The sequence below is a fragment of the Pseudomonas sp. Xaverov 259 genome (assembly GCF_019352915.1).
Classification (GTDB): domain Bacteria; phylum Pseudomonadota; class Gammaproteobacteria; order Pseudomonadales; family Pseudomonadaceae; genus Aquipseudomonas.
Window position 1 is genome coordinate 199,222 of sequence record NZ_JAAAFV010000051.1, and the last position, 26,496, is coordinate 225,717.

The 26,496-nt window shown below is 59.9% G+C and carries 22 protein-coding genes; 13 read left to right on the forward strand and 9 right to left on the reverse strand.

Annotated elements, in window-relative coordinates; genetic code table 11:
- The first annotated feature begins 1 nt into the window (after nucleotide 1).
- From K0H48_RS22460 to cobA, 7 genes are all read left to right on the forward strand, one after another.
- Nucleotides 2-577, forward strand: coding sequence for an ANTAR domain-containing response regulator (locus tag K0H48_RS22460; RefSeq protein ID WP_053257467.1), 576 nt, complete (start codon nucleotides 2-4; stop codon nucleotides 575-577).
- Nucleotides 578-760: 183 nt separating this feature from the next.
- The gene (locus tag K0H48_RS22465; RefSeq protein WP_219269254.1) at nucleotides 761-1,972 is read left to right on the forward strand and encodes a NarK/NasA family nitrate transporter; all 1,212 of its coding nucleotides are present in this window, start codon (nucleotides 761-763) and stop codon (nucleotides 1,970-1,972) included.
- Nucleotides 1,972-3,642, forward strand: a complete 1,671-nt coding sequence (locus tag K0H48_RS22470) for a bifunctional protein-serine/threonine kinase/phosphatase (RefSeq protein WP_219269288.1) — start codon at nucleotides 1,972-1,974, stop codon at nucleotides 3,640-3,642. Before K0H48_RS22465 ends, K0H48_RS22470 begins: the two co-directional genes overlap by 1 nt.
- A 231-nt stretch (nucleotides 3,643-3,873) precedes the next feature.
- Nucleotides 3,874-6,327 carry a nitrite reductase large subunit NirB gene (gene nirB, locus K0H48_RS22475; protein WP_017134765.1) on the forward strand — a complete coding sequence of 818 codons (2,454 nt, stop codon included), beginning with the start codon at nucleotides 3,874-3,876 and terminating at the stop codon, nucleotides 6,325-6,327.
- The gene (gene nirD / locus K0H48_RS22480) at nucleotides 6,324-6,641 is read left to right on the forward strand and encodes a nitrite reductase small subunit NirD (protein WP_219269255.1); all 318 of its coding nucleotides are present in this window, start codon (nucleotides 6,324-6,326) and stop codon (nucleotides 6,639-6,641) included. The genes nirB and nirD overlap by 4 nt, the downstream gene beginning before the upstream one ends.
- A complete protein-coding gene (locus K0H48_RS22485) occupies nucleotides 6,641-9,349 on the forward strand; it encodes a nitrate reductase (RefSeq protein ID WP_219269256.1) in 2,709 nt (902 codons plus the stop codon). The genes nirD and K0H48_RS22485 overlap by 1 nt, the downstream gene beginning before the upstream one ends.
- A 10-nt stretch (nucleotides 9,350-9,359) precedes the next feature.
- Nucleotides 9,360-10,103, forward strand: coding sequence for a uroporphyrinogen-III C-methyltransferase (gene cobA / locus K0H48_RS22490; RefSeq protein WP_219269257.1), 744 nt, complete (start codon nucleotides 9,360-9,362; stop codon nucleotides 10,101-10,103).
- Between the two features lie 60 nt (nucleotides 10,104-10,163).
- On the opposite strand, the gene K0H48_RS22495 is transcribed toward cobA, so the two are convergent.
- The 8 genes from K0H48_RS22495 to ppsA all read right to left on the reverse strand — a co-directional run bounded on the left by K0H48_RS22495 (nucleotide 10,164) and on the right by ppsA (nucleotide 18,304).
- A complete protein-coding gene (locus tag K0H48_RS22495; RefSeq protein WP_219269258.1) occupies nucleotides 10,164-11,144 on the reverse strand; it encodes an OmpA family protein in 981 nt (326 codons plus the stop codon).
- Nucleotides 11,145-11,251: 107 nt separating this feature from the next.
- Nucleotides 11,252-11,842 carry an RNA polymerase sigma factor SigX gene (gene sigX, locus K0H48_RS22500; protein WP_219269259.1) on the reverse strand — a complete coding sequence of 197 codons (591 nt, stop codon included), beginning with the start codon at nucleotides 11,840-11,842 and terminating at the stop codon, nucleotides 11,252-11,254.
- An 87-nt stretch (nucleotides 11,843-11,929) separates the two neighbouring features.
- On the reverse strand, nucleotides 11,930-12,754 hold the full coding sequence (locus tag K0H48_RS22505; RefSeq protein WP_003193288.1) for a mechanosensitive ion channel domain-containing protein: 825 nt from the start codon (nucleotides 12,752-12,754) through the stop codon (nucleotides 11,930-11,932).
- Nucleotides 12,755-12,756: 2 nt separating this feature from the next.
- A complete protein-coding gene (locus K0H48_RS22510; protein WP_005790375.1) occupies nucleotides 12,757-13,002 on the reverse strand; it encodes a hypothetical protein in 246 nt (81 codons plus the stop codon).
- Between the two features lie 86 nt (nucleotides 13,003-13,088).
- A complete protein-coding gene (locus tag K0H48_RS22515; RefSeq protein ID WP_138814349.1) occupies nucleotides 13,089-14,084 on the reverse strand; it encodes a zinc transporter ZntB in 996 nt (331 codons plus the stop codon).
- A 25-nt stretch (nucleotides 14,085-14,109) separates the two neighbouring features.
- A complete protein-coding gene (rraA, locus tag K0H48_RS22520; protein WP_219269289.1) occupies nucleotides 14,110-14,598 on the reverse strand; it encodes a ribonuclease E activity regulator RraA in 489 nt (162 codons plus the stop codon).
- 234 nt (nucleotides 14,599-14,832) lie between these two features.
- A complete protein-coding gene (locus K0H48_RS22525; protein ID WP_219269260.1) occupies nucleotides 14,833-15,822 on the reverse strand; it encodes an alpha/beta fold hydrolase in 990 nt (329 codons plus the stop codon).
- 106 nt (nucleotides 15,823-15,928) lie between these two features.
- Nucleotides 15,929-18,304 carry a phosphoenolpyruvate synthase gene (ppsA, locus tag K0H48_RS22530; protein ID WP_056861567.1) on the reverse strand — a complete coding sequence of 792 codons (2,376 nt, stop codon included), beginning with the start codon at nucleotides 18,302-18,304 and terminating at the stop codon, nucleotides 15,929-15,931.
- A 178-nt stretch (nucleotides 18,305-18,482) separates the two neighbouring features.
- Here ppsA and K0H48_RS22535 point away from each other — a divergent pair, with 178 nt between their 5' ends.
- Nucleotides 18,483-19,301, forward strand: coding sequence for a pyruvate, water dikinase regulatory protein (locus K0H48_RS22535; protein ID WP_003193298.1), 819 nt, complete (start codon nucleotides 18,483-18,485; stop codon nucleotides 19,299-19,301).
- A 108-nt stretch (nucleotides 19,302-19,409) separates the two neighbouring features.
- On the opposite strand, the gene K0H48_RS22540 is transcribed toward K0H48_RS22535, so the two are convergent.
- The gene (locus K0H48_RS22540) at nucleotides 19,410-20,834 is read right to left on the reverse strand and encodes a PLP-dependent aminotransferase family protein (protein WP_138814347.1); all 1,425 of its coding nucleotides are present in this window, start codon (nucleotides 20,832-20,834) and stop codon (nucleotides 19,410-19,412) included.
- A 160-nt stretch (nucleotides 20,835-20,994) separates the two neighbouring features.
- On the opposite strand from K0H48_RS22540, the gene K0H48_RS22545 reads away from it, so the two are divergent.
- Genes K0H48_RS22545 through K0H48_RS22565 form a run of 5 tightly spaced genes read left to right on the forward strand, consistent with a single transcriptional unit; the run spans nucleotide 20,995 to nucleotide 26,480 of the window.
- Entirely contained in the window at nucleotides 20,995-21,888 is an 894-nt protein-coding gene (locus tag K0H48_RS22545; RefSeq protein ID WP_017134754.1) for a DMT family transporter, read from the forward strand.
- A gap of 35 nt (nucleotides 21,889-21,923) precedes the next feature.
- Nucleotides 21,924-23,786 (forward strand): molybdopterin-synthase adenylyltransferase MoeB, encoded by a 1,863-nt coding sequence (gene moeB, locus K0H48_RS22550; RefSeq protein WP_219269261.1) that lies wholly within the window; start codon nucleotides 21,924-21,926, stop codon nucleotides 23,784-23,786.
- Nucleotides 23,787-23,801: 15 nt separating this feature from the next.
- Nucleotides 23,802-24,716 carry a PLP-dependent cysteine synthase family protein gene (locus K0H48_RS22555; RefSeq protein ID WP_219269262.1) on the forward strand — a complete coding sequence of 305 codons (915 nt, stop codon included), beginning with the start codon at nucleotides 23,802-23,804 and terminating at the stop codon, nucleotides 24,714-24,716.
- A gap of 37 nt (nucleotides 24,717-24,753) precedes the next feature.
- Nucleotides 24,754-25,746: a serine O-acetyltransferase gene (locus K0H48_RS22560; RefSeq protein ID WP_138814344.1), complete on the forward strand. Its 993-nt coding sequence runs from the start codon at nucleotides 24,754-24,756 to the stop codon at nucleotides 25,744-25,746.
- A 2-nt stretch (nucleotides 25,747-25,748) separates the two neighbouring features.
- Complete coding sequence (locus K0H48_RS22565) at nucleotides 25,749-26,480, forward strand: alanyl-tRNA editing protein (protein WP_219269263.1); 732 nt, start codon at nucleotides 25,749-25,751, stop codon at nucleotides 26,478-26,480.
- Nucleotides 26,481-26,496 lie beyond the last annotated feature (16 nt).

A 26,496-nucleotide genomic window follows, 5' to 3' on the forward strand; every position in this document is an offset into this window, starting at 1 on the left:
TATGTTACGAATCCTGTTGATCAACGACACCCCGCGCAAGGTCGGACGCCTCAAAGCCGCCTTGACCGAGGCCGGTTTCGAGGTGATCGATGAGTCCGGCCTGACCATCGACCTGCCGGCGCGCGTCGAAACGGTGCGCCCGGACGTGATCCTGATCGATACCGAGTCACCCGGCCGCGATGTGATGGAGCAAGTGGTGCTGGTCAGCCGTGACCAGCCGCGCCCGATCGTGATGTTTACCGACGAGCACGACCCGAACGTGATGCGCCAGGCGATCAAGTCCGGGGTCAGCGCGTACATCGTCGAAGGCATCCAAGCCCAGCGCCTGCAGCCGATCCTCGACGTGGCCATGGCCCGTTTTGAAAGCGACCAGGCCCTGCGCGCCCAGCTCCAGGCCCGCGACCAACAGTTGGCCGAGCGCAAGCGCATCGAGTTGGCCAAGGGCATGCTGATGAAAATGAAGCACTGCAATGAGGAAGAGGCCTACACCCTGATGCGCCGCCAAGCCATGAGCCGCCAGCAGAAACTGATCCAGGTGGCCGAGCAGATCATCGCCATGAGTGAGCTGCTCGGCTGAACTGGCGCAGCTCTTGCTAAGCATTCATCACAGGTAGCCAACGGCGGTTGCCCCTTCTACGACAAAGACGTCGCCCATCCGGTTTGCACTCGCGAACTCGATGGCGGCGTTTTTTTTCGTTTTGGCCCCGGCGAATGGGGCCAACAGGCCTTCTGACAAGACCCCCAACCGTTGAGGTGCGTGATGAAATCAAGCTTCTGGAAATCCGGGCACACCCCGACCCTGTTCGCCGCGTTCCTGTATTTCGACCTGAGCTTCATGGTCTGGTACCTGCTGGGGCCACTCGCGGTGCAGATTGCCGCCGACCTGCACCTGACCACCCAGCAACGCGGCCTGGTGGTGGCTACGCCGATTCTGGCGGGTGCGCTGCTGCGCTTTTTGATGGGCATGCTGGCCGACAAGCTGTCGCCCAAAACCGCCGGGCTGATTGGCCAGGTGATTGTGATCGCCGCCCTGTTCGGCGCCTGGAAACTCGGCATCCATAGCTACGAACAAGCCCTGTTGCTGGGCGTGTTCCTGGGCATGGCCGGTGCGTCCTTCGCAGTTGCCCTGCCCTTGGCCTCCCAGTGGTATCCCGCTGAGCACCAAGGCAAAGCCATGGGTATCGCCGGCGCCGGCAACTCCGGCACCGTGTTTGCCGCGTTGCTGGCGCCGGTACTGGCCGCCGCATTCGGCTGGAGTAATGTGTTCGGCTTCGCGTTGATTCCACTGGTGCTGACACTGATTGTGTTCGCCTGGCTCGCTCGCAATGCGCCCGAGCGCCCGAAAGCCAAATCCATGGCCGACTATTTCAAAGCCTTGGGCGACCGCGACAGCTGGTGGTTCATGTTCTTCTACAGCGTGACGTTCGGCGGCTTTATCGGCCTGGCCAGCGCCCTGCCCGGCTACTTCAACGACCAGTACGGCCTGAACCCGGTCACCGCCGGCTACTACACCGCCGCCTGTGTGTTTGGTGGCAGCCTGATGCGCCCCTTGGGCGGCGCACTGGCCGATCGCTTCGGTGGCATTCGCACCCTGCTCGGCATGTACGGCGTGGCAGCGATCTGCATCGCCGCTGTGGGTTTCAACCTGCCAAGTTCCTACGCCGCACTGGCGCTTTTCGTCTGCACCATGCTCGGCCTCGGCGCAGGGAATGGCGCGGTGTTCCAACTGGTGCCCCAGCGCTTTCGCCGCGAGATCGGGGTGATGACCGGCCTGATCGGCATGGCGGGCGGCATCGGCGGCTTTGCCCTGGCGGCGGGCATGGGTGCAATCAAACAGAGCACCGGCAGTTATCAGTTGGCCTTGTGGTTGTTTGCCAGCCTTGGCGTGTTGGCCTGGTTCGGCCTGCACGGCGTCAAGCGTCGCTGGAGAACTACGTGGGGCTCGGCCGCCGTGACCGCCGCACGCGTCTGATGAGCCTGCAACTGAGCGTCGCCCAGGCCAGCGCCATCGGCCCGCGGGCAGAAAACCAGGACGCCTTGCGGGTGGTCACGCCCATGCCGGAACTGGCCGCCAGCAAGGGTTACCTGTGCGCCATCGCCGATGGCGTCAGCCAATGCGCCGACGGCGGTCTGGCCGCCCGTTCGACCTTGCAGGCGCTGGCGCTGGATTACTACGCCACGCCGCAAACCTGGGGCGTGGCCCAGGCACTGGAGCGACTGTTGCTGGCGCAGAACCGCTGGTTGCAGGCCAATGGTGGTGGCCAGCCATTGCTCACCACCCTCAGCGCCCTGGTATTTCGCGGCCAGCGCTTCACCCTGGCGCATGTGGGGGATTGCCGGGTGTATCGCTGGCTGGACGGCGAGTTGCAGCGCATCACGCAAGATCATGTGTGGGAACAACCGGGCATGCAGCATGTGCTCAAGCGCGCCCTCGGCCTGGATCAGCATCTGGTGCTGGATTTTCTCGACGGTGAGCTGCGTGAGGGCGAGTGCTTCCTGCTGCTCAGCGATGGCGTGTGGGCCACGTTGGGCGATCACAGCATCAGCGCAATCCTGCGCGAACAAACCGATCTCGACGCGGCGGTGAACACGCTGGTCAACGCCGCGCACCTGGCCGCCAGCCAGGACAATGCCAGCGCCGTGCTGGTGCGTATCGACCAGCTCGGCGCCGCCACCCTGGGCGATGCGCTGGTGCAGTTGCAGCAATGGCCGCTGCCCCCGCTCCTGAAGGCCGGGCAACGGTTTGAGGGCTGGCAGGTTGAAAGCGTGCTGGCGCAGAGCCGACAGTCCTTGCTGTACCGCGTGCGCGATGCCCAGCAGCAACCTTGGCTGCTGAAAACCTTGCCGCTCAACCGCGACGATGACAACGATGCCGGCCAAGCCTTGCTGTCGGAAGAATGGTTTCTGCGCCGAGTGGCCGGGCGCGCATTTCCTGAAGTGCATGCAGCCAGCGGGCGTCAGCATTTGTACTACGTGATGCGTGAATATTCGGGGCAGACCCTCGCGCAGCTGTTCCAGCAACAAGGCCCGCTGCCCCTGGCGCAATGGCAGTCGATTGCCGAGCGTTTGCTGCGGGCGGTGGGCCTGCTGCATCGACGGCAGATCCTGCACCGTGACATCAAACCGGAAAACCTGCTGCAGGGCGATGATGGCGAACTGCGTGTGCTGGATTTCGGCCTGGCCTACTGCCCGGGGCTTTCCGAGGACCGCGCCCATTTGCTGCCCGGCACCCCGAGCTTTATCGCGCCCGAAGCGTTCAGTGGTGAACGCCCTACGTCGCAGCAGGATTTATACAGTGTCGGCGTTACGCTCTATTACCTGCTGACCGGGCATTACCCCTACGGCGAAATCGAAGCCTTCCAACGACCGCGTTTCGCTCAGCCCGTCAGCGCCAGTCGTTACCGCCCCGATTTACCGGACTGGTTACCCTTGAGCCTGGAGCGCGCCGTGGCCGCACAGCCCGCGGAGCGCTATGAAACCGCCGAAGAATGGTTGCTGGTGCTGGAACAGGCCGACCGCCGTGAATTGAGCGTGCGACCCAAGCCCTTGCTGGAGCGCGAGCCGCTCAAGGTCTGGCAAACCCTGGCGAGCGTCTCGCTGCTGGTCAATCTGGTGCTGTTGTACTGGCTGCTGCACCACTAGAGGGCAATTCCCCACACAAAATTGATGGAAATCCCAATAAAGCCGGCGCCTGTCGACTTGGCACAACCGCTGCATTAGCTTCATCAACAACTCACATATAGCCGCTCCTTCAACGTCGAAGGGTCGAGCTTCCCGAGAGAACGGGACCGGACAAAGGTGTCCTCGCCAGGTAACTGGTGGGGACGCCTTTTTTGTTTGCGCACGATTTGTCGAGCCATTGCGGAGAACGACATGAAGAAACTCAAATTAGTGATGATCGGCAACGGCATGGCCGGGGTTCGCACCCTTGAAGAATTGCTCAAGCTGAGCAGCGACCTGTACGACATCACGGTGTTCGGCGCCGAGCCGCACACCAACTACAACCGTATCCTGCTGTCGCCGGTGCTGGCCGGCGAGCAGACCTTCGAAGAGATCGTGCTCAACGATCTCGATTGGTACCTGGATAACCACATCAAGCTGTTGCTCAACCGCAAAGTGGTGCAGATCGACCGCGTAAGACGCATCGTCATCGCCGAGGACGGCAGCGAGGCCGAGTACGATCGCCTGTTGATCGCCACCGGCTCCACGCCGTTTATCCTGCCAATCCCCGGCAATACCTTGCAGGGAGTGATCGGCTACCGCGACATCGCCGATACCCAGGCCATGATCGACACCGCCAGGACCCACAAGCACGCGGTGGTCATCGGCGGTGGCCTGCTTGGCCTGGAAGCCGCCAATGGCCTGATGCTGCGCGGCATGCACGTGACCGTGGTGCATATCGGCGAATGGCTGCTGGAGCGCCAGCTGGATAAAACCAGCGGGCAATTGCTGCAAACCGAACTGGAAAGCCGCGGCCTGGTGTTTCGCCTGTGCGAACAAACCCAGGCGCTACACGACGCCGGCAATGGTCGCGTCGGCTCGGTGCAGTTCAAAAATGGCGACATCATCCCCGCCGACCTAGTGGTAATGGCCGCCGGTATCCGCCCCAACACCGAATTGGCGGAGAAATCCGGCATCCCCTGCAACCGTGGGATCCTGGTCAATGACACGCTGCAAACCTACGACCCGCGCATCTATGCCATCGGCGAGTGCGCCAGCCATCGTGGGATCGCTTATGGGCTGGTGGCGCCATTGTTTGAGCAGGCCAAGGTCTGCGCCAATCACCTGGCCCAGTTGGGCTTTGCCACTTACAAAGGTTCGGTCACGTCGACCAAGCTGAAAGTCACCGGCATCGACCTGTTCTCTGCCGGGGATTTCATGGGCGGTGAAGGCACCGAGACCATCACCCTCTCCGACCCGATTGGCGGCGTGTACAAGAAGCTGGTGATCAAGGACGACATCCTGGTCGGTGCCTGTCTGTATGGCGATACCGCCGACGGCGGTTGGTATTTCCGCCAGATTCGTGAGAACCATGCCATTGGCGAGATCCGTGATCACTTGATGTTCGGTGAGAACGCACTAGGCGATGTCGGCCATCAAGGCCAGGACAAAGCCATGAGCATGGCCGACAACGCCGAGGTCTGCGGCTGCAACGGCGTGTGCAAAGGCACCATCGTCAAGGCGATCCAGGAACACGGATTGTTCAGTGTCGATGACGTGAAAAAGCATACCAAGGCCGCCAGCTCATGCGGTTCCTGCGCCGGGTTGGTGGAACAGATCCTGATCAACACCGTGGGCGGCGCCGCTGACGTCAAACCCAAAAGCGAAAAAGCCATCTGCGGCTGCAGCGACCTCAACCACGGGCAAATCCGCCAGGCGATCCGCGACCAGCACCTGCTGACCATCGCCGGCACCATGAGCTACCTGAACTGGCGCACGCCCAACGGCTGCGCAACCTGCCGCCCGGCGCTGAACTACTACCTGATCTCCACTTGGCCCGGCGAGGCCAAGGACGACCCGCAATCGCGCCTGATCAACGAACGCGCCCACGCCAATATTCAGAAAGACGGCACCTACTCGGTAGTCCCACGGATGTGGGGCGGCGTGACCAATCCGTCGGAGCTGCGGCGCATTGCCGATGTGGCCGACAAGTACAACGTGCCGATGGTCAAGGTCACCGGCGGCCAGCGCATCGATCTGCTGGGCATCAAGAAACAGGATTTGCCCGGTGTATGGAAGGATCTCGACATGCCCTCCGGCCACGCCTATGGCAAATCCATCCGCACCGTGAAGACCTGCGTGGGCAGCGAGTTCTGCCGCTTCGGTACGCAGAACTCCACGCAGTTGGGTATCGAGTTGGAGCACGACCTGTTCAATATGTGGTCGCCGCACAAGGTCAAGCTGGCGGTGTCCGGTTGCCCACGCAATTGCTCGGAGGCGGGTATCAAGGACGTCGGCATTATTGGCGTCGACTCTGGCTGGGAGATGTACATCGGCGGCAACGGCGGGATCAAGACTGAAGTCGCGGAGTTTTTCGTCAAGCTCAAAACCGCTGAAGAAGTGCGCGAATACAACGGCGCGTTCCTGCAGCTGTATCGCGAAGAGGCTTTCTACCTTGAGCGCACCGTGCATTACCTGCAACGGGTAGGCATGGAACACATCAAGAAAGCCGTTCTGGAAGACCCGGCACGGCGCCAGGCCCTCAACGAGCGCCTGCAATTCTCGTTGTCATTCGAGCAAGACCCGTGGAAAGAACGCCTGGAACAGCCGCTGCTGAAAAAGGAATTCGAAGTCATCCCCGTCAAGCAGTTGGAGGTGTCGGCATGAACTGGCTGGATATCTGCGCCCTGGATGAAATCAACGCCCTGGGTTCGCGCATCATCACTGGGCCAAAAGGCGATATTGCAATTTTTCGTACCAGTGACGATGAGGTTTTCGCCCTCGACGACCGCTGCCCGCACAAAGGCGGGCCACTGTCCCAAGGCTTGATCTACGGCAAGCGCGTGGCCTGCCCGCTGCACAACTGGCAGATCGACCTGGCGTCGGGTGAAGCCCAGGCGCCGGATGTCGGCTGCGCCCATCATCACCCCGCCCGCGTGGAAAACGGCCGAGTGATGCTGGCCCTGCGGGACGCCGGTTGATGAACCGCCAGACCACCGCGTCCACCTGCTGTTACTGCGGGGTGGGTTGCGGCGTGCTGATCGAGCATGACGGCGCGCAGATCCTCGGCGTGCAAGGCGACCCAAGCCACCCGGCAAACTTTGGCAAGTTGTGCAGCAAGGGCTCCAGCCTGCACTTGACCGGCGACCTGGCCGCCCGCGCCTTGTACCCGGAACTGCGCCTGGGCAAAGACCTGGCCCGCGCCCGCACCGACTGGAGCACCGCCCTGGAACACGCGGCCAATGTGTTCGCCGACACCATTGCCGCACATGGGCCGGACAGCGTGGCGTTCTATATTTCCGGGCAATTGTTGACCGAGGATTACTACAGCTTCAACAAATTGGCGCGGGCGCTGGTGGGCACCAATAACATCGATAGCAATTCGCGGCTGTGCATGTCTTCGGCCGTGGTCGGCTACAAGCGCAGCCTGGGCGCCGATGCGCCGCCCTGCAGCTATGAAGACCTGGACGCAAGTGATTGCGTGATGATCGTCGGCAGCAACATGGCCTACGCCCATCCGGTACTGTTCCGACGTCTAGAGGAAGCCAAGACGCGCCGCCCGCAGATGAAAGTGGTGGTGATCGACCCACGGCGCACAGACACCTGCGACTTGGCCGACTTGCACCTGGCGATCCTGCCGGGCACCGATGTGGCGCTGTTCCATGGGATCTTGCACCTGTTGCTGTGGGAAGACTGGATCGACCGCGACTTTATCCAGGCGCATACCGATGGGTTGGTCGAGTTGAAACGACTGGTGCATGACTACACGCCGCAGATGATCACGCAGTTGTGTGGCATCAGCGTTGAGCAGTTGCGCCTGTGTGCAGAGTGGGTCGGCACCTCCAGCAGTTTTCTCTCGCTGTGGTGCATGGGGCTTAACCAGTCCACCGCCGGCAGCGCCAAAAACAGTGCGCTGATCAACCTGCACCTGGCTACCGGCACCATTGGCCGGCCGGGTTGCGGGCCGTTTTCCCTGACCGGCCAACCGAATGCCATGGGCGGGCGCGAAACCGGCAGTTTGTCGAACCTGCTGCCGGGGCATCGCGAGGCGGCCAACCCTGAACACAGGGCTGAAGTCGCGGCTTATTGGGGCGTCGAAGCGTTGCCGGCGCCTACCGGGCTGACCGCCATTGAACTGTACGAACAGATCCAGGCCGGCAAGATCAAGGCCGTGTGGATTGCCTGTACCAACCCCGCGCAATCCTTGCCGGACCAGAACCGCGTGCGTGCCGCATTAGCGGCCTGCCCGTTCGTGGTGTTGCAGGAGGCTTTTCGCACGACCGAAACCGCCGCCTATGCAGACCTGCTGCTACCCGCCGCCAGTTGGGGCGAGAAAGAAGGCACGGTGACCAATTCCGAACGGCGGATTTCCCACGTCCGCCGCGCCGTCGCCCCACCCGGCGAAGCACGGCCAGACTGGGCGATCACCGTGGATTTCGCACAGCGCCTGGAGCAACGCTTGCGCCCGGGGTTACCGAGTTTGTTCGCCTTTGAGCAGCCGGCGCAGATCTTTGATGAATACAAGGTGCTGACCCGCAACCGTGACCTCGACCTGTCAGGTATCAGCCATGCCCTGCTCGACCAGCTCGGCCCGCAGCAATGGCCATTTCCCGTGGGCGCACACGCCGGCACGCCGCGCCTGTACACCGAGGGTGTGTTCCCGACAGACAGCGGCCGCGCGCACTTTATCGCCGACCCTTATCGCGCCGCTAAAGAGCAACGTGACGCGCGCTTCCCACTGACCTTGATCACCGGGCGCCTGCGCGATCAATGGCACGGCATGAGCCGCACCGGCACGGCCGCGCAGTTGTTCGGGCATGTCAATGAAGCACTGCTGAGCCTGCACCCGGATGAACTGCGTCGGCACCGTTTCAAAGAGGGCGATCTGGTCAGCCTGAAAAGCCGTCGCGGCAGCGTAATCGTCGCCGTCAGCAGTGATGACAGCGTGCGCCCCGGCCAGGCGTTCCTGCCCATGCATTGGGGCGATCGTTTTCTCAAGGGCGGTGTTAATGCCCTAACCCAGCCCGCGTTCGACCCCTTGTCGAAACAGCCCGAACTCAAACACAGCGGCGTGCGCCTGGAGCCAGTGCAACTGCCATGGCAGTTGTTTGCGCTGATAGAAGGAAATGTGCAGCAACACTTCGACGCCCTACGCCCGCTGTGTGAGGGCTTTGCGTACGTCAGCTTGAGCCTGGCCGGGCGTGAACGGCCGGCTCTTCTGATACGCGCAGCCCATACGGAGGCGCCTGACTTGCAACTGTTAACCCGTATCGACGAACTGCTGGGCCTCAATGACGGCCCGGTCATGGCCTATGACGATCCGCGTCGTTCGATTGGCAAGCGGGTAAAAATCGAAAAAGGCCGTATTACCGCGCTGCGCCTGGCCGGCGAAACCCTGGCACGGCACTGGCTGCAGAACCTATGGCTGGAAGGCCGTGCTGACGATCAACTACGCCGCTGGCTGCTGGCACCACTGAGTGCACCACCGGGCGGCGCGGCGGCCAGCAGCAAGATTTTGTGCAACTGCAAGAACGTCAGCGAAAGCGCGGTATACGCTGGTATCGGCCGTGGCCTGGACCTGGACGGGCTTAAACAGGAACTGGGGTGCGGCACGCAATGCGGCTCTTGTGTTCCGGAAATCAAACGTCTGTTGGCCAGCACGTCGCTGCCAATCGCAATCAGTGTGTAAGGGGATAAACATGAGCGCAAAAGTCTGGCTGGTAGGCGCAGGCCCCGGTGATCCGGAGCTGCTGACGCTCAAGGCGGTACGCGCCCTGCACGCAGCCGATGTGGTGCTGATCGATGACTTGGTCAACCCGGTGGTGCTGGAACACTGCCCGCACGCTCGTGTGGTCACCGTGGGCAAGCGCGGTGGGTGCCGGTCTACACCTCAGGATTTTATCCACCGCCTGATGCTGCGCTATGCGCGCCAGGGCAAATGCGTGGTGCGACTCAAAGGCGGCGACCCGTGTATTTTCGGCCGGGGCGGCGAAGAAGCGATGTGGCTGCGTGAACGTGGCATTGAAGTGGAGTTGGTCAACGGGATTACTGCGGGCCTGGCAGGTGCAACCAACTGCGATATTCCCCTGACGCTGCGCGGGGTAAGCCGTGGCGTCACGCTGGTCACGGCGCATACCCAGGACGACAGCAGCCTGAACTGGCGCGCACTGGCCGAGGGCGGTACGACACTGGTGGTGTATATGGGCGTAGCGAAGCTTGAAGAGATTCGTCAGCAATTGCAGGAGGGCGGAATGGCAGCGGATATGCCGGTGGCGATGATCGAGAACGCCTCATTGCCTCAGCAACGCGAATGCCGCAGCACCCTGGCGCACATGCATACCGATGCACAGGCATTTGCTCTGAAAAGCCCGGCGATTCTGGTGATCGGCAGTGTGGCTGGCGTAGAGCAAGCCGCCTGCATTGCCGTGTCAGCCAGCGCCTAAGGCAAATTACAGGCGAAAAAAAGCCCGGCCTAAGCCGGGCTTTTTTCTACCACTCAGTAATTACTGAGCTTGAGCTTCAACCGACGCTTCTACACGACGGTTAACAGCGCGACCAGCTTCAGTTGCGTTGTCAGCAACTGGGCGGGATTCGCCGTAACCTACTGCAGTTACACGGCTTGGAGCAACGCCGTCTTTAACCAGGACTTGCTTAACAGCGTCAGCACGACGCTGGGACAGCTTCTGGTTGTAAGCGTCTGGACCGATGGAGTCAGTGTGACCAGCAACTTCTACGTTGGTAGCTGGGTACTGAGCCATGAAGTCGGCCAGGTTTTTCACGTCGCCGTAGCTGTTAGGCTTAACAACGGACTTGTCGAAGTCGAACTTAACGTCCAGCTCAACACGAACAACCTGAGCAACTGGAGCTTCTGGCTCTGGAGTTGGCTCTGGAGCTGGTGCTGGGGTAGGAGCTGGAGCGACTGCGCCGGCGTTGCCGCCGAAGTTCACACCCAGGCCAACCAGTGCGGAGTAGTCCCACTTGCCGTTGTCGATGCCGTAGTCAGCTTCAACGCCAGCACGAGCGAACAGGTTGTTGGTGAAGTAGTACTTCACGCCAGCGCCAGCGATTGCCAGAGTGGTCTGGTCGCGACCTTTGTGGCCATCAGCTTCAACGTTGGTACGGCTCTGGTGACCGAAACCACCTTCTACGTATGGACGCAGGGAATCAACACCGGCCTGACCGAAGTGGTACTGAGCAGTCACGCTGCCAGTGTCACCTTTGATCTTCTGGGAACCAGTACCGTCGTTCGAACGGGTGTGGTTGGTGGTGTCGTAGTTCAGGTTGATCGACACGTCGTCGGTCAAGAAGTAACCGATGCTAGCGCCAGGGTTGAAGCCGTCTTCGATGTGCTTAACGCTATCGTTGTACTGCTTCTTGTAGAACAGCTGGCCTTCAACTGCGCCTTGGCCTTGTGCCAGAGCGCCGAAAGAAGTGGCCGCAATAAGAGAACCAATGGCAAAGCCCAAGGTGTTTTTCAGTTTCATCCGTTAAATCCCCATCTGGTGATTGTAAAGCAGTCCCACAAACCGGGGGACAACTCGGCGACAAGTCTAACAGAACTTGCCTACACGTAAGAGATATTTGCCACGCACTAAGTTTCAGTCTCGCCCGCAAATTTCTCACGTAATTTATCAAGAGCACGCTTGTAACGCATTTTTGTAGCACTCAAACCCATGTGCATGATGTCAGCAATTTCCTGAAACTCCAGCTCTGCGACAAATCGTAGCACCAGAATTTCACGGTCAATCGGATTCACATGCACCAACCAGCGATCAAGCCCGGTCTTTTCCTCGGGTACCGGCGCCTTTTCTTCAGACGCCTCCTCAAGGGGATCCAGACTTAAAGCGTCCATCAAGCGACGCTTTCGCCGTTCCTTACGATACTGCGTGATGCACTCGTTGTACGTGATGCTATAGAGCCATGTCTTGAACTTCGATTTTCCCTCAAAGTTCTTCAGGCCGTATAGCACCTTGAGCATCACTTCCTGACAGACATCATCCGCATCTCTATCGTTCCCTAAATACCTTGAACAAACGTTGAACAGAGTGCGTTGATATCTGCGCATCAATTCTTCGTACGCGCGTGTTACGTGAAACAGCTCCGTGTGCGAGCGCGCGACCAACTCCTCATCAGAGAGCTCACGGGGGTCATAGCGCGTGGACAGCGTTTGGGCTTTATTCAAAACAAGTCGTGCCGACAGTCAGGTCAATGTCCGCTACAGCCCGGTCTCCCGGGTTTGCGGCGGCGTACATTAGCAGGATTTGCCGGGTTAGCGGCTACTGACCTGCTGCTCGAGGAGAATCCGATTGGACAGCGATACCAGCTCACCGTCATCGGTCAGCACCGTCGTCTTGACCGTGCCGATCTCCTCGATTTGCCCTTCGACCTCGCCCACACGCACCTGTTGCCCAACCTGATACAGCTCACGCACATAGATTCCCGCAAGAATCTGGCCGGCAATTTCCCGGCTTCCCAAACCCATGGCCAGCGCAACTGCCAGACCAACGGTAATCAAAACAATCACAATCACGTGGTTCAGAAGGTCAGTTTTGACCTCCAACTGGCTGATCGCGACGGAAATACTGATGATGATCACCAGCCCCTGGGCAATTCGCCCCAGGCCCGCAGCATAGTCCAGCCCCACGCCTTCAGCAGCACCGCGCACCAGCCCGTTGGCCAGTTGCGCCAGTAATACACCTACCAGCAACACCAGCGCGCCGCCGAAAACCTTCGGCAAATACAGCGCCAGCATGTCGAGCGTAGCTGAAACTCGCTCAAGTCCAAGGGATTGAGCCGCAGAAACCAGAAAAATAAGCAGAACGAACCAATAAACGATCTTGCCGATGAGCGTTGAGATCGGCACTTGCAGCCCGGCGCGGCCCAGCAGCTTGGTCAGGCCGGTGCCAGCCATCAAGCGATCCAGCCCCAGTTTTGCAAGCAATTTGGACAGCAGGGTGTCGAGCAACTTGGCCACGACAAAGCCCAGCAACACCAAAACCAGAGCACCAAACAGGTTGGGAATGAAATTCGCCACCTTGGTCCACAATGCGGTCATCGCGGTGACCAGGCTCTGAGTCCAGAGATCAAGTTCCATATTCAATCAGCCTTATCAGCAGTGCGAGCAAGAGGTTTACGGCGCGAAACCGGCGACACGTGGGCCGAACCATTGTTCAAGGCCATCATCAATGCCGGTAACCAACGACCCAGCAGACCGAACAGGTCTCCCGCCCCTACCTGACGGTTGGCGGTTTTCAACACGCGGCCCAGGCAGGCATCGTCATCACGGTTGGATGGCGACGCATTGAGCATGTCACGCAAAGACTGTTCGAACGGATCGTGCATAAAGACCTCTCGCAAGTGAGTTAAAAGACGAGGGTTAAATTCTTGGGGTCACATGTGACCCTGCCTGCGTTCAGGTCATATTCAGGTCAAACCCACCGCAATCGTCGAAATAGCCACCATTGCCCCAGTGCTACCGAGACCATCAACAAGCAGGCAATCACGAATCCATAGGGGCTGGCAGAGAACGGGATCCCGCCCACATTTATACCTAGCAAACCGGTCAGAAAACTCATCGGCAAGAAGATCCCGGTGATGATCCCGAAGCGGTACATGGTGCGATTCATGCGTACGCTCAAGCGCCGGTCTTCGGCCTCAAGCACCAGCCCCACGCGCTCCCGAGTCAGTTCGAGCTCTTCCAGGTAGCGGGTCAGGCTGTTGTTCAATTCGTTCCAGTAGTCAGCATCGTCGTCACAAAACCACGCTAATTTGATCCGCGTCAGCTGGGCAAAAATATCCCGCTGCGGCGCCAGGAAACGCTTCAATCCGGCAGCCCTTCGACGGATCTGTAAAACGTTGCCGTGCTCCGGGGTGTACCGTTCGTCGGCATCGAGTTTTTCTTCCTCTAAATCGACGACTTCGGACAGGTCGGTGACCAGATCCTGCACCTTATTGGTCAGGTACTGCGCCATATAAAGGATGAGTTCAGAAGCGGTTTTTGGCCCTTTGCCCTCAGCCAGTTGCACCAGCAGCTCATCGGTAGCCCGCAATGGGCGCAAGCGCAGGGAAATCACGCGACTGGCTGCCGCAAAAATACGCACCGAGACCATGTCTTCCGGCTCGGCGCCCGGGTTGAGGTTGACCCCGCGCAGAAACAGCAGCAATTCGCTGTCCGGCAGCGGCAACAGGCGCGGGCGGGTGTTCTCCTCCAGCAACAAGTCGCAGGCGAATTCGCTCAAACCGCTGGATTTACGCAACCAGGTCTGGGTCTGTGGATGGCTGCGATCCCAATGCAGCCACAGGCTTTCCTGGGGCTGCAGTTGCAAGTCGTCGAGCTCAGTCCGGGCAATCGAACGCGCACCGCCTTTACCGTCCAGCACCAGGGCATGCACCAGCCCCCATTGCGCGTTTTCTTCCTCGAACATCCTCACCCCTTTCGGCTACTGCGGTTTATTCAGGCATTTTCAGCTGGCTTGGCGAAACGATCACGCCATTATTGTCGGCGTAGATGTACTCACCAGGGCGGAATGTCACGCCGGCAAACGTCACCACCACATTCAGGTCGCCAATGCCGCGCTTGTCGGTCTTCATCGGGTGCGGAGCCAACGCCTGCACACCCAGGTCAGTCTGGGCGAGGACGTCAACATCACGCACGCAACCGTAGATCACCAAGCCTTCCCAACCATTTTTTGCGGCTTTTTCGGCGATCATGTCACCCAGCAGCGCGCGACGCAGGGAGCCGCCGCCGTCGACCACCAGCACCTTGCCGGCGCCCGGTTGGTCGGCCTGTTCCTTGACCAGCGAATTGTCTTCGAAGCACTTGATGGTGACAATTTCACCGCCAAAGGAGTCTCGGCCACCGAAATTACTGAACATCGGCTCAACTACCTGCACCAGCTCCGGGTAGGCGTCGCACAGATCGGGCGTCACGTAATGAATCATCGGGAAACTCCTGTCGTCAATGAAGAGGTCGAACATCCCACGGTGTACATCAGAAAAACGCGTCACAACGGCTTAACTTTAAGCCCCCACCCGTCAGCGGCGGCCATGATCAGACTCACACCGTCGCAACGCAATAGCGACTGCGCGACTGAATATGACCAGAAGCGTTTGATGCGTCATATCTTAGCCGCAACCTCTCCCGAGTGAAACGCCCTTGGCAGAGCGGTTGCGCTAAACCGTTGCCGCTACCTGCGGCTCTGCCGCCAATAAAGGTGTCAGAGGATCTTTCAGCCACTGCGCCACCAACGGCCACACTTCAGTCTGCGCGGCCTTGCTGACAAGCATCTCGACGTGCCCGAAATCCCCGCTGAAGCCTTGCTTGCGCCCCAGGCACAGGTATTGGCGATGTTCAGAGCCGACTTGTTCGAACAACTTTCGACAGGCCCAGTCCGGGTCCTGTTGATCGCCAGCAGCGCTGACGGCCAACAGCGGCACGTCGACGCCCGCCAGCCCCTTCCACCAGTCCTGCTTACCCTCGCCAAAACGACCGAACAGGCCGTTCCAGCGCATCGCTTCGATCATCACCCCCGCCGGCTCGTCCTCGGGGCCGCGTTTTAGCCGTACGCCGGATACTTCACCAAAACGTTTCAAGAGCAAACGGCCGGTCCATTCCAGCGGCGGAATTTTCAGCGGCCAGTGGGTGCGGCTGACCTGGCAACCAAACAGTGCCACCGACGCCACGGCTGGCGCGCCAAGGTGCTGACCGCCCAAGGCCGCTGCCAAGGCGGTGCCACCCAGGGAATGGCCGATCCAGTGCGGTATTTGTGCACTTTGCTCACGCACAAACGCGCCAATAGCCGGCAAATCGTATCGCGCATAATCGGCGACGCGGTTTCTGGCGTAATCCTGATTGCGCTTGGACAGGCCATGGCCGCGCATTTCCGGGATCCACACATCAAATCCCTGACGTGCCAGGTAAGCGCCCAAGCCGATCCCTTTGGGCGAATACCAGAAGCGCCGATTGGAAAAACTGCCGTGCAATAAAATAACCGGCGTGCCCCGGTTTTCCGGGACATCCGCCAGGCCCAAACGGGTCACAGCCAGCTCGACGGTGCCGTCGGGGCTGTTGCCAGGTTTAAGGCGGTACACATCTTCACTCAGGTCGCCACGACGTTCAGCACTGATCAAGGCGACGGGAAATAGGTTGCTGCTGCTTTGCATAATGCTCTTGCACAAAAAAGGGCGGCGTCCGGATGGAGTTCCGCCCTGTACAGATAAGAATGCCGGTCACCCAGGCTGGGTGACCGGCACTTTTGACGTCACGCCTTTAAGCGGACGCTTGGCCTTCCGCCAGGAAGAACCAGGTTTCCAGCACGGAGTCGGGGTTCAGCGAGACACTTTCGATACCCTGCTCCATCAGCCATTTGGCCAGGTCCGGGTGGTCGGAAGGGCCTTGGCCGCAGATACCGATGTACTTGCCGGCCTTGTTACAGGCCTGGATGGCGTTGGCCAGCAGTTTCTTGACCGCAGGGTTACGCTCATCAAACAGGTGCGCGATGATCCCCGAGTCACGGTCCAGGCCCAGGGTCAGCTGGGTCAGGTCGTTGGAACCGATAGAGAAGCCGTCGAAGAATTCCAGGAACTCCTCGGCCAGAATGGCGTTGGACGGCAGTTCGCACATCATGATCACGCGCAGGCCATTTTCGCCGCGGGACAAGCCGTTTTCAGCCAGCAGGTCGACGACTTGGCTCGCTTCGCCCAAGGTCCGTACAAACGGCACCATGATCTCGACGTTGGTCAGGCCCATCTCGTTGCGCACGCGCTTGAGGGCACGGCATTCGAGTTCGAAGCAGTCACGGAAGGCTTCGCTGATGTAACGCGAGGCGCCGCGGAAGCCCAGCATCGGGTTTTCTTCTTCGGGCTCGTAGAGCTTGCCGCCGATCAGGTTGGCGTATTCGTTGGACTTGAAGTCCGACAGGCGCACGATGACCTTTTTCGGGTAGAACGCCGCCGCCAGGGTGCTGATGCCTTCAACCAGCTTCTCGACGTAGAAACCCACTGGGTCGTTGTAGCCGGCGATGCGTTTGTCGACGCTTTCCTTGATTTCCAACGGCAGGCCGTCGTAATTCAACAGCGCCTTGGGGTGTACGCCGATCATGCGGTTGATGATGAACTCGAGGCGGGCCAAGCCCACACCGGCGTTCGGCAACTGCGCGAAATCGAACGCACGGTCCGGGTTGCCGACGTTCATCATGATCTTGAACGGCAGGTCCGGCATCGCATCGATGGAGTTTTGCTTGATATCGAAGCCCAGTTCACCTTCAAAGATGAAGCCAGTGTCGCCTTCGGCGCAGGACACAGTCACACCCTGGCCGTCTTTCAACAGTTGGGTGGCGTTGCCGCAACCGACGACTGCGGGAATCCCCAGCTCACGGGCGATGATCGCCGCGTGGCAGGTACGCCCGCCACGGTTGGTGACGATGGCGCTGGCGCGCTTCATCACCGGTTCCCAATCCGGGTCGGTCATGTCGGAGACCAGCACGTCACCGGGCTGGACTTTGTCCATTTCGGACACGTCCTTGATGATCCGCACTTTGCCGGCGCCGATGCGCTGGCCGATGGCACGGCCTTCCACCAGCACAGTGCCGGTTTCTTTTAGCAGGTAGCGTTCCATCACGTTGGCCGATGTGCGGCTCTTCACGGTTTCCGGACGCGCTTGCACGATGTACAGCTTGCCGTCGTCACCGTCTTTGGCCCACTCGATGTCCATCGGGCACTTGTAGTGCTTTTCGATGATCATCGCTTGTTTGGCCAGTTCGCTGACCTCAGCGTCGGTCAGGCAGAAACGCGCGCGTTCGGCCTTGTCGACTTCAACGGTTTTCACCGAGCGACCGGCCTTGGCCTCGTCGCCGTAGATCATCTTGATAGCCTTGCTGCCCAGGTTGCGGCGCAGGATGGCCGGGCGGCCGGCCTCAAGGGTGTGTTTGTGGACGTAGAACTCGTCCGGGTTAACCGCGCCTTGTACGACGGTTTCACCCAGGCCGTAGGCGCCGGTGATAAACACCACGTCACGGAAACCGGACTCGGTGTCCAGGGTGAACATCACGCCGGCGGTGCCGGTTTCCGAACGCACCATGCGCTGCACACCGGCAGACAAAGCCACCAGCTTGTGGTCGAAACCCTGGTGTACGCGGTAGGAAATAGCGCGGTCATTGAACAGCGAGGCAAACACTTCCTTGGCGGCGCGGATCACGTTTTCAACGCCGCGGATGTTCAGGAAGGTTTCCTGCTGGCCAGCAAAAGAGGCGTCCGGCAAGTCTTCGGCGGTGGCCGAGGAGCGTACGGCAACAGCCATGTCGGGGTTGCCGGCCGACAGTGCCGCGAAGGCGGTGCGGATTTCTTCGTTGAGCTTCTCGGGGAACTCGGCGTCCATGATCCATTGGCGGATCTGGCTGCCGGTTTTCGCCAAGGCGTTGACGTCATCGACGTCCAGGGCGTCCAGCGCGGCGTGGATCTGGGCGTTGAGGCCGCTCAGCTCGAGGAAATCGCGGTAAGCCTGGGCCGTGGTGGCGAAACCACCGGGCACCGAGACTCCAGCGCCTGCAAGATTACTGATCATCTCGCCGAGGGATGCGTTCTTGCCCCCCACATGCTCTACATCATGGACGCCGAGCTTATCGAGGGAAACTACGTACTCTACCAAGGTGATCTCTCCACTTTCTGTGTTGGAAAAGCTCAGGACGCCGGCAGCTCAGTAGGAGCAAACGCCAGCGCTTGTGGCCTGGACCTGGAAAATAAGTGAGAATGCGGCCCACTGCGGGACGGCAAAATCGCGCCTATCATATCCAAGATTCGCCATCAGCTTAAGGCCCAGGGCTCAAATGAAACGATCTGCTTTCTTTATCTCCGACGGCACCGGCATCACAGCCGAAACATTGGGTCAGAGCCTGCTCGCGCAGTTCGAAAACATTACCTTCGCCAAATTTACGCGGCCGTATATAGACAGCGTGGATAAAGCGCGGGCCATGGTACAACAAATCAATCTGGCGGCTGAAAAAGACGGTTTTCGCCCGATCATTTTCGACACCATCGTCAATCAAGACATTCGTGAGATCCTGGCAACCTCCAATGGTTTCATGATCGACATCTTCTCCACGTTCCTGGCGCCATTGGAACAAGAGCTGAGCGAACATTCCTCCTACTCCGTGGGCAAGTCCCATTCCATTGGCCACAACTCCAACTATATGGAGCGTATCGAGGCGGTGAACTTCGCCCTCGACAACGATGACGGCGCCCGCACCCACTACTATGACAAGGCCGACCTGATCCTGGTGGGCGTGTCGCGCTGCGGCAAGACCCCGACATGCCTGTACATGGCCATGCAATTCGGTATCCGCGCGGCCAACTACCCGCTCACCGAGGACGACATGGAACACCTGACGCTGCCTGCCGCCCTGCGTGCGCATTCGCACAAACTGTTCGGCCTGACCATCGACCCGGACCGCCTCACCGCCATCCGCAATGAGCGCAAGCCTAACAGCCGCTACTCCAGCTATGCCCAGTGCGAGTTCGAGGTGCGCGAAGTGGAAAATCTGTTCCGTCGCGAGAATATTGCGCACATCAATTCCACGCATTTTTCGGTGGAAGAGATCTCGGCGAAGATTCTGGTGGAGAAAGGTGTGGAGCGCCGCTTCAAATAGTGGGTGCCTGCACGGGCCTCATCGCAGGCAAGCCAGCTCCCACAGGGGAATGCATTCCAAATGTGGGAGCTGGCTTGCCCGCGATGAACGATAACGCGGTAAACCTGCCTACAGCTGAAACCTGTCACCGCCCTGCCCCAGCGCGGTGGCCAGGGCATCAAAGCCCTCACGCAGTAACTGATCATCGCCCGACGTATTACAGATACTCGCCCGAATAAACTGCGGCACCGCCGTCTGCCCTACGGCAAATGCCTCAGCGGTGGCGATCAGGTAATTATTCTGCTTGAGCTCTGCCTCGATTTCCGACGCTCGCCAGGGCTCAGGGACTTCAATCCAGAAGTGCGGGCTGTTGAGGTGAGTGCGGTATTCCAAACCGACCAAGAGGTCGCGCACCAGGGCTTTGCGCCGGCTGATCTCGTTGATTTGCTGGCGCAGCAGGTATTCCGCCGTGCCGTTTTCGATCCACTGGGTCGCCAGCTCCAGCGTCACTGGCGTGGCCATCCAGCAGGTCGAGCGCAAGGCCGCTGAAATACGGCTGACCAAAGCCGGTGGCGCATGCACATACCCCACGCGCAGCCCGGCAGACACCGCCTTGCTCAGGCTACTGATCAAAATCGTACGCTCAGGGGCGAAAAAACTCAGCGGTGGCGGACGATCTTCCACCAACACGCCGTGGGCCTCATCCTCTAAAATCAGCAGATTATGCTCGCGGCACACCTTGGCCAGCGCTTCTCGACGCGCGACCGACAGCACGGCCGTGGTCGGGTTCTGGATCGTCGGCGTGCAGTACAGCGCCGAAACCCGGTGATTACGACAGACTTCATCCAGCGCCCCCGGCAGCACGCCTTCGTCATCCATCTCCAGGCCGATCAGTCGTACGCCGAGCATACGTGCGGCGGTGATAAGCCCTGGGTACGTCAGTTGCTCGGTGACCACCGTATCCCCCGCCCGCAGCAGTGCCATCATGGCGCAGAGCAGGCCATGCTGGCCGCCGTTGACGCAGATGACCTGCTCGGGAATCGGATGAAAATCGCGCTGCACCAGCCATTGCGCCCCGGCCTCGCGGTAGCGCGGCAAACCGGCGTCCGGCGTATAGGCGCTGATGTCCTGGAGGAACTTGGCGTTGGTCGACAAGGTTTGGAAGCTCTGGGCCAGAAACACCGTCTCTTGCCCGGGAATGTGCATGTTGCGGCTCATATCGAAGTACTGGCGAGGCTCTTCACTGACGTTGCGAAAGCCTTCATCGCGCTGGCGTTCCATACCACGCTTGCGCACGAAAGTGCCGTCACCGACACGCGCCACCACCAGCCCCAAGCGTTCCAGCTCGCCGTAGGCTCGGCTGATGGTACCAATGGTCACGCCGAGGTTATCGGAAAGAACCCGATGGGGCGGCAGTTTGCACCCCGGCTCAATCAAGCCTTCAAGGATGCCCCGCTCCATCACATCGGACAGGCGTTTGTACTTTACGCCCTGACCGCTGGACAACCCCTCACGCATAATTGACACCATGTCAATATTTGTTTTGACAGCCATCATTCGCCCTAATAGTGTGCTTTTACGGGTTCAATCACCGGATGAAACAACTTAATACACAGTCAATATAGAGTTCAATTCCGGCTCAGGGAAGCAATAAACGATGCCAATGTCCGCCGTTCTTGAAAACACTACAAAAACAAAAAATCAGAAACAGTGGTTGGCCGGCCTGGTCACCAGCGTGATGTTTCTTATCGTGTGCCTGAGCTGGGGCACCACTTGGCTGGGCATCAAGATCGCCGTCGAAAGCGTGCCACCGCTGACGTCGGCCGGGCTGCGCTTTCTGATCGCGTTCCCGCTGTTCCTGTGTTTTGCCCTGGTGCGCCGCGAACCGATCCTGTTCCCGCGTGAAAGCCGCTGGTTCTTCGTATTCGTGACCCTGTCGTACTTCAGCGTTCCCTATTACTTGCTCAACTATGGCGAGATGCATGTGTCGTCCGGCCTCACCGCGCTGCTGTTCAGCTGCATGCCGGTGTTCATCCTGATTTTCTCCGCGCTGTTTTTGCGCGAGCGCATCTACTTTTCCCAAGTGGTAGGCATCGGCATCGGTTTCGGCAGCCTCTACATGATCATCAAGAGCCAGGGCCTGCACCTGGACCACGCCGAATTCTTCGGCGTGCTGGCGATTCTGACCGCCGCGATCATGCATGCCTTGTGCTACGTCATTACCAAGCAAAAAGGCAGTGCCATCAGCGTGATCACCTACAACACATTGCCCATCGGTATCGCCGGGCTGATGCTGTTCGTGGCCGGCCTGTGGTTTGAAACACCGACGTTCGAAAACATCACCCTGCGTTCGTGGAGTGCCTTGTTCTACCTGGGATTGGTGGCCTCGGTGGGCGGGTTTATCGTGTACTTCATGTTGCTCAAACGTTTGAGCCCGATCATTTTGTCGTTCGTGTTCATCATCTTCCCGGTGTTCGCAGTGATCATCGGCGCCTGGTACGAGGGCGTGGAAATTTCCCGTGACCTGATGCTGTACTCGGCCATCCTGCTGGCTGGCTTTGCGATCACCAAATTGCCGGTTGAAAAACTGCTGGCCAAGAAAAATTGACTCTTAAACCACAACTACAACAACGCGAGAGAAACATGGAAGTCCTCCGCCCCACCGCTCTGGAACAGATCTATGCCCACGCCAGCCGCAGCTACCCGGAAGAATGCTGCGGTTTTGTCTTCGCCGATGGCAGTGTGTACCTGGGCAACAATATCCAGAATGAGCTGCACCGCAAAAACCCCGAGATGTACCCGCGCAGCGCGGCCAATGGCTATACCTTTTCGGTGGCCGACACCCTGCTGATGAACAAGGCGTTTCGCAGCGACAACCCGGTGGTGGTGATCTACCACTCCCACCCCGACGTCGGCGCCTATTTCAGTGATGAAGACCAGGACAAGGCACTGTTCCTGGGTGAGCCGATCCACCCCGTCAGCTACTTGGTGGTGGACGTGCGCCAGGGCCAGGCCCTGGGCTCAAAGCTGTTTGCCTGGGATGGCAAGCAATTCGCCCTTAAACCCTTCAACGACCTGCACACGGAGTTGTCCATGAACGCTGTCTCTTTCCCCGATATCCTGGTTCGCGTGGCCAAGCTGCCGGAATCGACCCTTGAGGGCACTGGATCGACATTGCGCGAAGTCATTGAAAACCTCTGCAGCAGCCACCCACAGCTGCGCACGCATCTGTTCCACGAAAACAACAACCAGCTCAAGGAGCACTTCCTGTTCACCGCCCAGGAAGAACTGATTGGCGCCGATGAGCCGCTGCCGGAAAAAGCCAAAATAGAAGTGCTGCTGGCCACCTCCGGTGGCATGGACGTCGAGCAACTGAGCAACGAAGAAGTCCAGCGCTACGTGCGCCACATCACCCTGCCCGGCGTCGGCCGGGAAGGCCAGTTGAACCTGAAAAAAGCCAAGGTGCTGATCATCGGCACCGGTGGCCTGGGCTCGCCCATCAGTCTGTACCTCGCGGCGGCCGGCATCGGCACCCTGGGCCTGGTGGATTTCGATGTGGTAGAGAGCAGCAACCTGCAACGCCAGATCGTGCACGGCAACAGCACACTGGGCATGCCCAAGGTCGAGTCGGCCAAGCGGCGGCTGCAAGACCTCAACAGCCATATCCAGATCAATGCCCACGACACCGCCCTCAATGCTGACAATGCGCTGGAACTGGTCGGCGCTTATGACCTGGTGATCGACGGCACCGACAACTTCGACACCCGCTACCTGGTCAACGATGCCTGCGTGCAATTGGGCAAGCCATTGGTGTATGGCGCCATCTATCGCTTCGACGGGCAGATCAGCGTGCTCAACTACAAGGGTGGGCCGTGCTATCGCTGCCTGTTTCCTTCAGCACCGCCTGCCGAGTTGGCGCCCAATTGCAGCGCCGGGGGTGTGATCGGCGTACTGCCGGGCGTGGTCGGCATGATCCAGGCCACTGAAGCGATCAAGTTACTCATCGGCATCGGCGAACCGCTGTCGGGCCGCCTGATGCGCTTCGACGCGCTGGCCATGAAATTCAGCGAGATCCGCTTCAAACGCCGTGCCGACTGCCCCTGCTGCTCAGACCTGCGCCACAGCGAAAGCGTCGCGCCAGCCGTGTGCGCGGATGCCATCCCGAGCCAACCGGCTTTGGCCGAGGAGCGCTACATCAAACCGCGCGTGCTCAAGCAACTGCTCGAACACCCACGCAGCGCCGACGTGTTGCTGGATGTGCGCGACGCCAGCGAGCTGGAAGTGTGCAAATTGCCGGGCGTGGTGCATATCCCCCTGGCCGAACTGGACGGGCAGTTGGGCCGCCTGAGCCGCGACAATACCCATTACCTGATCTGCTACGCCGGAACCCGCGCCGAGCAAGCGGCCAGCACCCTGCTGGCAGCCGGCTTCGCCAATACCAAAGTCCTGCAGGGCGGCATGAAACATTGGGTTCGCGACGTCGAACCCGACATGCCTTTGTATTGATCCGGGGGCTGAACGATGTTGCATAACTCCATTCTCGACGTGATCGGCCATACGCCGATTGTGCGCCTGGCGCAGTTTTCCGAAGACCTCGGCATCGAGGTCTACGCCAAGCTCGAATCCCTCAACCCTGGCGGCAGCCATAAGGCGCGCATCGCCCTGGGCATGATCCTCGACGCAGAACGCCGCGGCGTGCTGATTCGCGACTCCGGGCAAACCATCATTGAGCCCAGCGGCGGCAATACCGGCATTGGCCTGGTGATGGCCGGCAATGTGCTGGGCTACAAAGTGGTGCTGGTGATCCCTGACAACTACAGCCCTGAAAAGCAGAAACTGCTGCGTTTATACGGCGCCAAGGTGGTGTTGTCGGACAGCCGGCTGGGCAACAATTCCCACGGCGAAAAGTGCATGGAACTGCAGTTGGAAAACCCCAACTTCGTGATGCTCAACCAGCAGCGTAATGGCGCCAACCCGCAGACTCACCGCGACACCACTGCTCCGGAAATCCTCCGCGCCTTCGGTGAGCAGCGTGTGGACTACTTCGTCAGCGGCATCGGCACCGGCGGCCACATCACCGGCATCGGCGAAACCCTCAAGGCGGCCTGGCCAGCAATGCGCGTCATGGGCGTGGAGCCGGAGGAGTGCGACCTGCTCAAGGACCAGCACGCGCCACACCACATCCAGGGCCTGTCGATCGGCTTGATCCCGAGCATTCTTAACGTGGGTGTAATTGACGGCATGCTCAAGGTCTCGCGCCTGGCGTGCATCGACATGATCAAACGCATCATGCGCACCGATGCCATCAGCCTGGGTTTGTCTTCGGCCGCCAACATGGTGGCCATCGCCCAACTCGCCCCCGAACTCCCGCCCGAAACGGTGGTGTTGACCATGGTCTACGACAATGCCGACAGCTACCTGCCCAATTTCGAATAACCGGTTTCCCAACCATCCAGACTGTGGGGGTGCCTCCATGGGGGGCTTTATCGACATGCAACAGCTGCACGATGAGTTGCTGACCCACCTCATCCAGACCCTGACGCCTGCGCAGATGAAGCAGTTGGAACCGCATTTGGCGCCATTGATCCAGAATGCCGCCCAGGCTGTGGCAGAGGACTTGATTGCCTATGCCTATCGCGACCCGGCCTCCCGTGGGCGTGGCGAGTTGATCCTGGAATCCTATGCGTCGTTCAAGGCCGTGTTGTTCTACCGGTTGGCACACCTGGTGTGGAATTTCCCCGACCAGGCCAACGGTGTGTTTTCACGCCTGGCCCTTAAGCTCAGCAACCAGGGCAAAATCCTCTCCGGCGCCGAAATCCACCCCGCAGCCCGCATTGGCCGGCGCTTTGTGCTGGACCACGGCTTCGGCACCGTGATCGGTGAAACCTGCGAGATCGGCAACGATTGCTACATCCTCTGCGGCGTAACCCTCGGCGCCCGAGGCATTGCCAACAACCCGGACGGCAAACGCCACCCGCGCCTGGGCAACAATGTCGAGGTCGGCTCCGGCGCCCGTGTGTTGGGTTATGTGCTGATCGGCGACAACGTGTTTATCAGCCCTTCGTGTGTGATCACCCAGGATGTGCCGGCGGGCACCAAGGTCAAGGTGGTCAACCAGATTCAGTTACAAAAGAACGCCGAAACCGACCATAGCAACTACTTGAGCGCTTTCGCGCTGGATGAGCGTTTGCACGTGGTCGGCGAAGTCAGCGCCAGCCATAAGGTCACCGTGCTGGATGCCGACTTTCATCCCTTGCACGGGCTGCTGCTGGAGCCCACGGTGAAGGAGCGCCATCACTTGCAGTTTCGCCTGCGTCGCCTGGATACCGGCGACCATCTGCCGCGCCTGCCACTGAACCTGAAAGTCTGTGGCCCCGAATTTGAAATCACCCTGCTCTCCCCGCCTGGCTTGAGCGCAATGGTGCGTCACTTGCTGCAAGCCAGCCCACTGATCGTCGGAGGTTGAACATGTCCGTGCATACCATGGAAACCCTGGCGCTGTTTGACAGCGCGCCCTACCAGAACGCCTTCAGCGCCCGGGTGATTGCCGTCAGCGAACAGGGCATTGCCCTGGAACATACGCTGTTCTACCCCACTGGCGGCGGGCAACCGGGCGACACCGGGCACCTGACCCTGGCCGATGGCACGCGCGTCAATGTGGTTGGCACCGTGCGCGACCCGGTGTTGCGCTCGATCATCTGGCACCAGGTTGAACACTGCCCCGAGCAATTGACGGCCGGCGTACAGGTGGATGCCGGCCTGGACTGGGAACGGCGCTACCAGCACATGAAGATGCACACCTGCCTGCACCTGCTGTGCTCGATCATCGATGCACCCGTCACCGGCTGCAGCATCAGCGCAGACAAAGGCCGCCTGGACTTCGATTTACCGGAAATGACCCTCGACAAGGACAGCATCACCCGCGACCTCAATGCCTTGATCGAACAAGCCCATGCGGTGAAAACACTGTCGATGCCCGCCTCGGAATACTCGACCCTGCTGCAGATCACCCGCACCCAGGCGGTGGCGCCACCGGTTATCCAGGGCTCAGTGCGGGTGATTGAAATTGCCGGGATAGATATCCAGCCGTGCGGCGGTACCCATGTGATCAACACCGAAGAAATCGGCCGGGTGTTCTGCGAGAAAATCGAGAAAAAGAGCAAGCACAACCGCCGGGTTATCCTGCGGTTCGAGGGATAAATTACGTGAGTCGGCT

Excerpts from the sequence above, each read along its gene's own strand:
- moeB (WP_219269261.1), top strand. The coding sequence starts at position 21,924 with ATGGAAGTCCTCCGCCCCACCGCTCTGGAACAGATCTATGCCCACGCC.
- K0H48_RS22470 (WP_219269288.1), top strand. The coding sequence starts at position 1,972 with ATGAGCCTGCAACTGAGCGTCGCCCAGGCCAGCGCCATCGGCCCGCGG.
- K0H48_RS22515 (WP_138814349.1), bottom strand. The coding sequence starts at position 14,084 with ATGTTCGAGGAAGAAAACGCGCAATGGGGGCTGGTGCATGCCCTGGTG.
- K0H48_RS22460 (WP_053257467.1), top strand. The coding sequence starts at position 2 with ATGTTACGAATCCTGTTGATCAACGACACCCCGCGCAAGGTCGGACGC.
- K0H48_RS22565 (WP_219269263.1), top strand. The coding sequence starts at position 25,749 with ATGTCCGTGCATACCATGGAAACCCTGGCGCTGTTTGACAGCGCGCCC.
- K0H48_RS22560 (WP_138814344.1), top strand. The coding sequence starts at position 24,754 with ATGGGGGGCTTTATCGACATGCAACAGCTGCACGATGAGTTGCTGACC.
- K0H48_RS22505 (WP_003193288.1), bottom strand. The coding sequence starts at position 12,754 with ATGGAACTTGATCTCTGGACTCAGAGCCTGGTCACCGCGATGACCGCA.
- K0H48_RS22465 (WP_219269254.1), top strand. The coding sequence starts at position 761 with ATGAAATCAAGCTTCTGGAAATCCGGGCACACCCCGACCCTGTTCGCC.
- K0H48_RS22540 (WP_138814347.1), bottom strand. The coding sequence starts at position 20,834 with ATGGCTGTCAAAACAAATATTGACATGGTGTCAATTATGCGTGAGGGG.
- K0H48_RS22510 (WP_005790375.1), bottom strand. The coding sequence starts at position 13,002 with ATGCACGATCCGTTCGAACAGTCTTTGCGTGACATGCTCAATGCGTCG.
- K0H48_RS22485 (WP_219269256.1), top strand. The coding sequence starts at position 6,641 with ATGAACCGCCAGACCACCGCGTCCACCTGCTGTTACTGCGGGGTGGGT.
- cobA (WP_219269257.1), top strand. The coding sequence starts at position 9,360 with ATGAGCGCAAAAGTCTGGCTGGTAGGCGCAGGCCCCGGTGATCCGGAG.
- nirB (WP_017134765.1), top strand. The coding sequence starts at position 3,874 with ATGAAGAAACTCAAATTAGTGATGATCGGCAACGGCATGGCCGGGGTT.
- K0H48_RS22495 (WP_219269258.1), bottom strand. The coding sequence starts at position 11,144 with ATGAAACTGAAAAACACCTTGGGCTTTGCCATTGGTTCTCTTATTGCG.
- K0H48_RS22535 (WP_003193298.1), top strand. The coding sequence starts at position 18,483 with ATGAAACGATCTGCTTTCTTTATCTCCGACGGCACCGGCATCACAGCC.
- K0H48_RS22525 (WP_219269260.1), bottom strand. The coding sequence starts at position 15,822 with ATGCAAAGCAGCAGCAACCTATTTCCCGTCGCCTTGATCAGTGCTGAA.
- K0H48_RS22555 (WP_219269262.1), top strand. The coding sequence starts at position 23,802 with ATGTTGCATAACTCCATTCTCGACGTGATCGGCCATACGCCGATTGTG.
- nirD (WP_219269255.1), top strand. The coding sequence starts at position 6,324 with ATGAACTGGCTGGATATCTGCGCCCTGGATGAAATCAACGCCCTGGGT.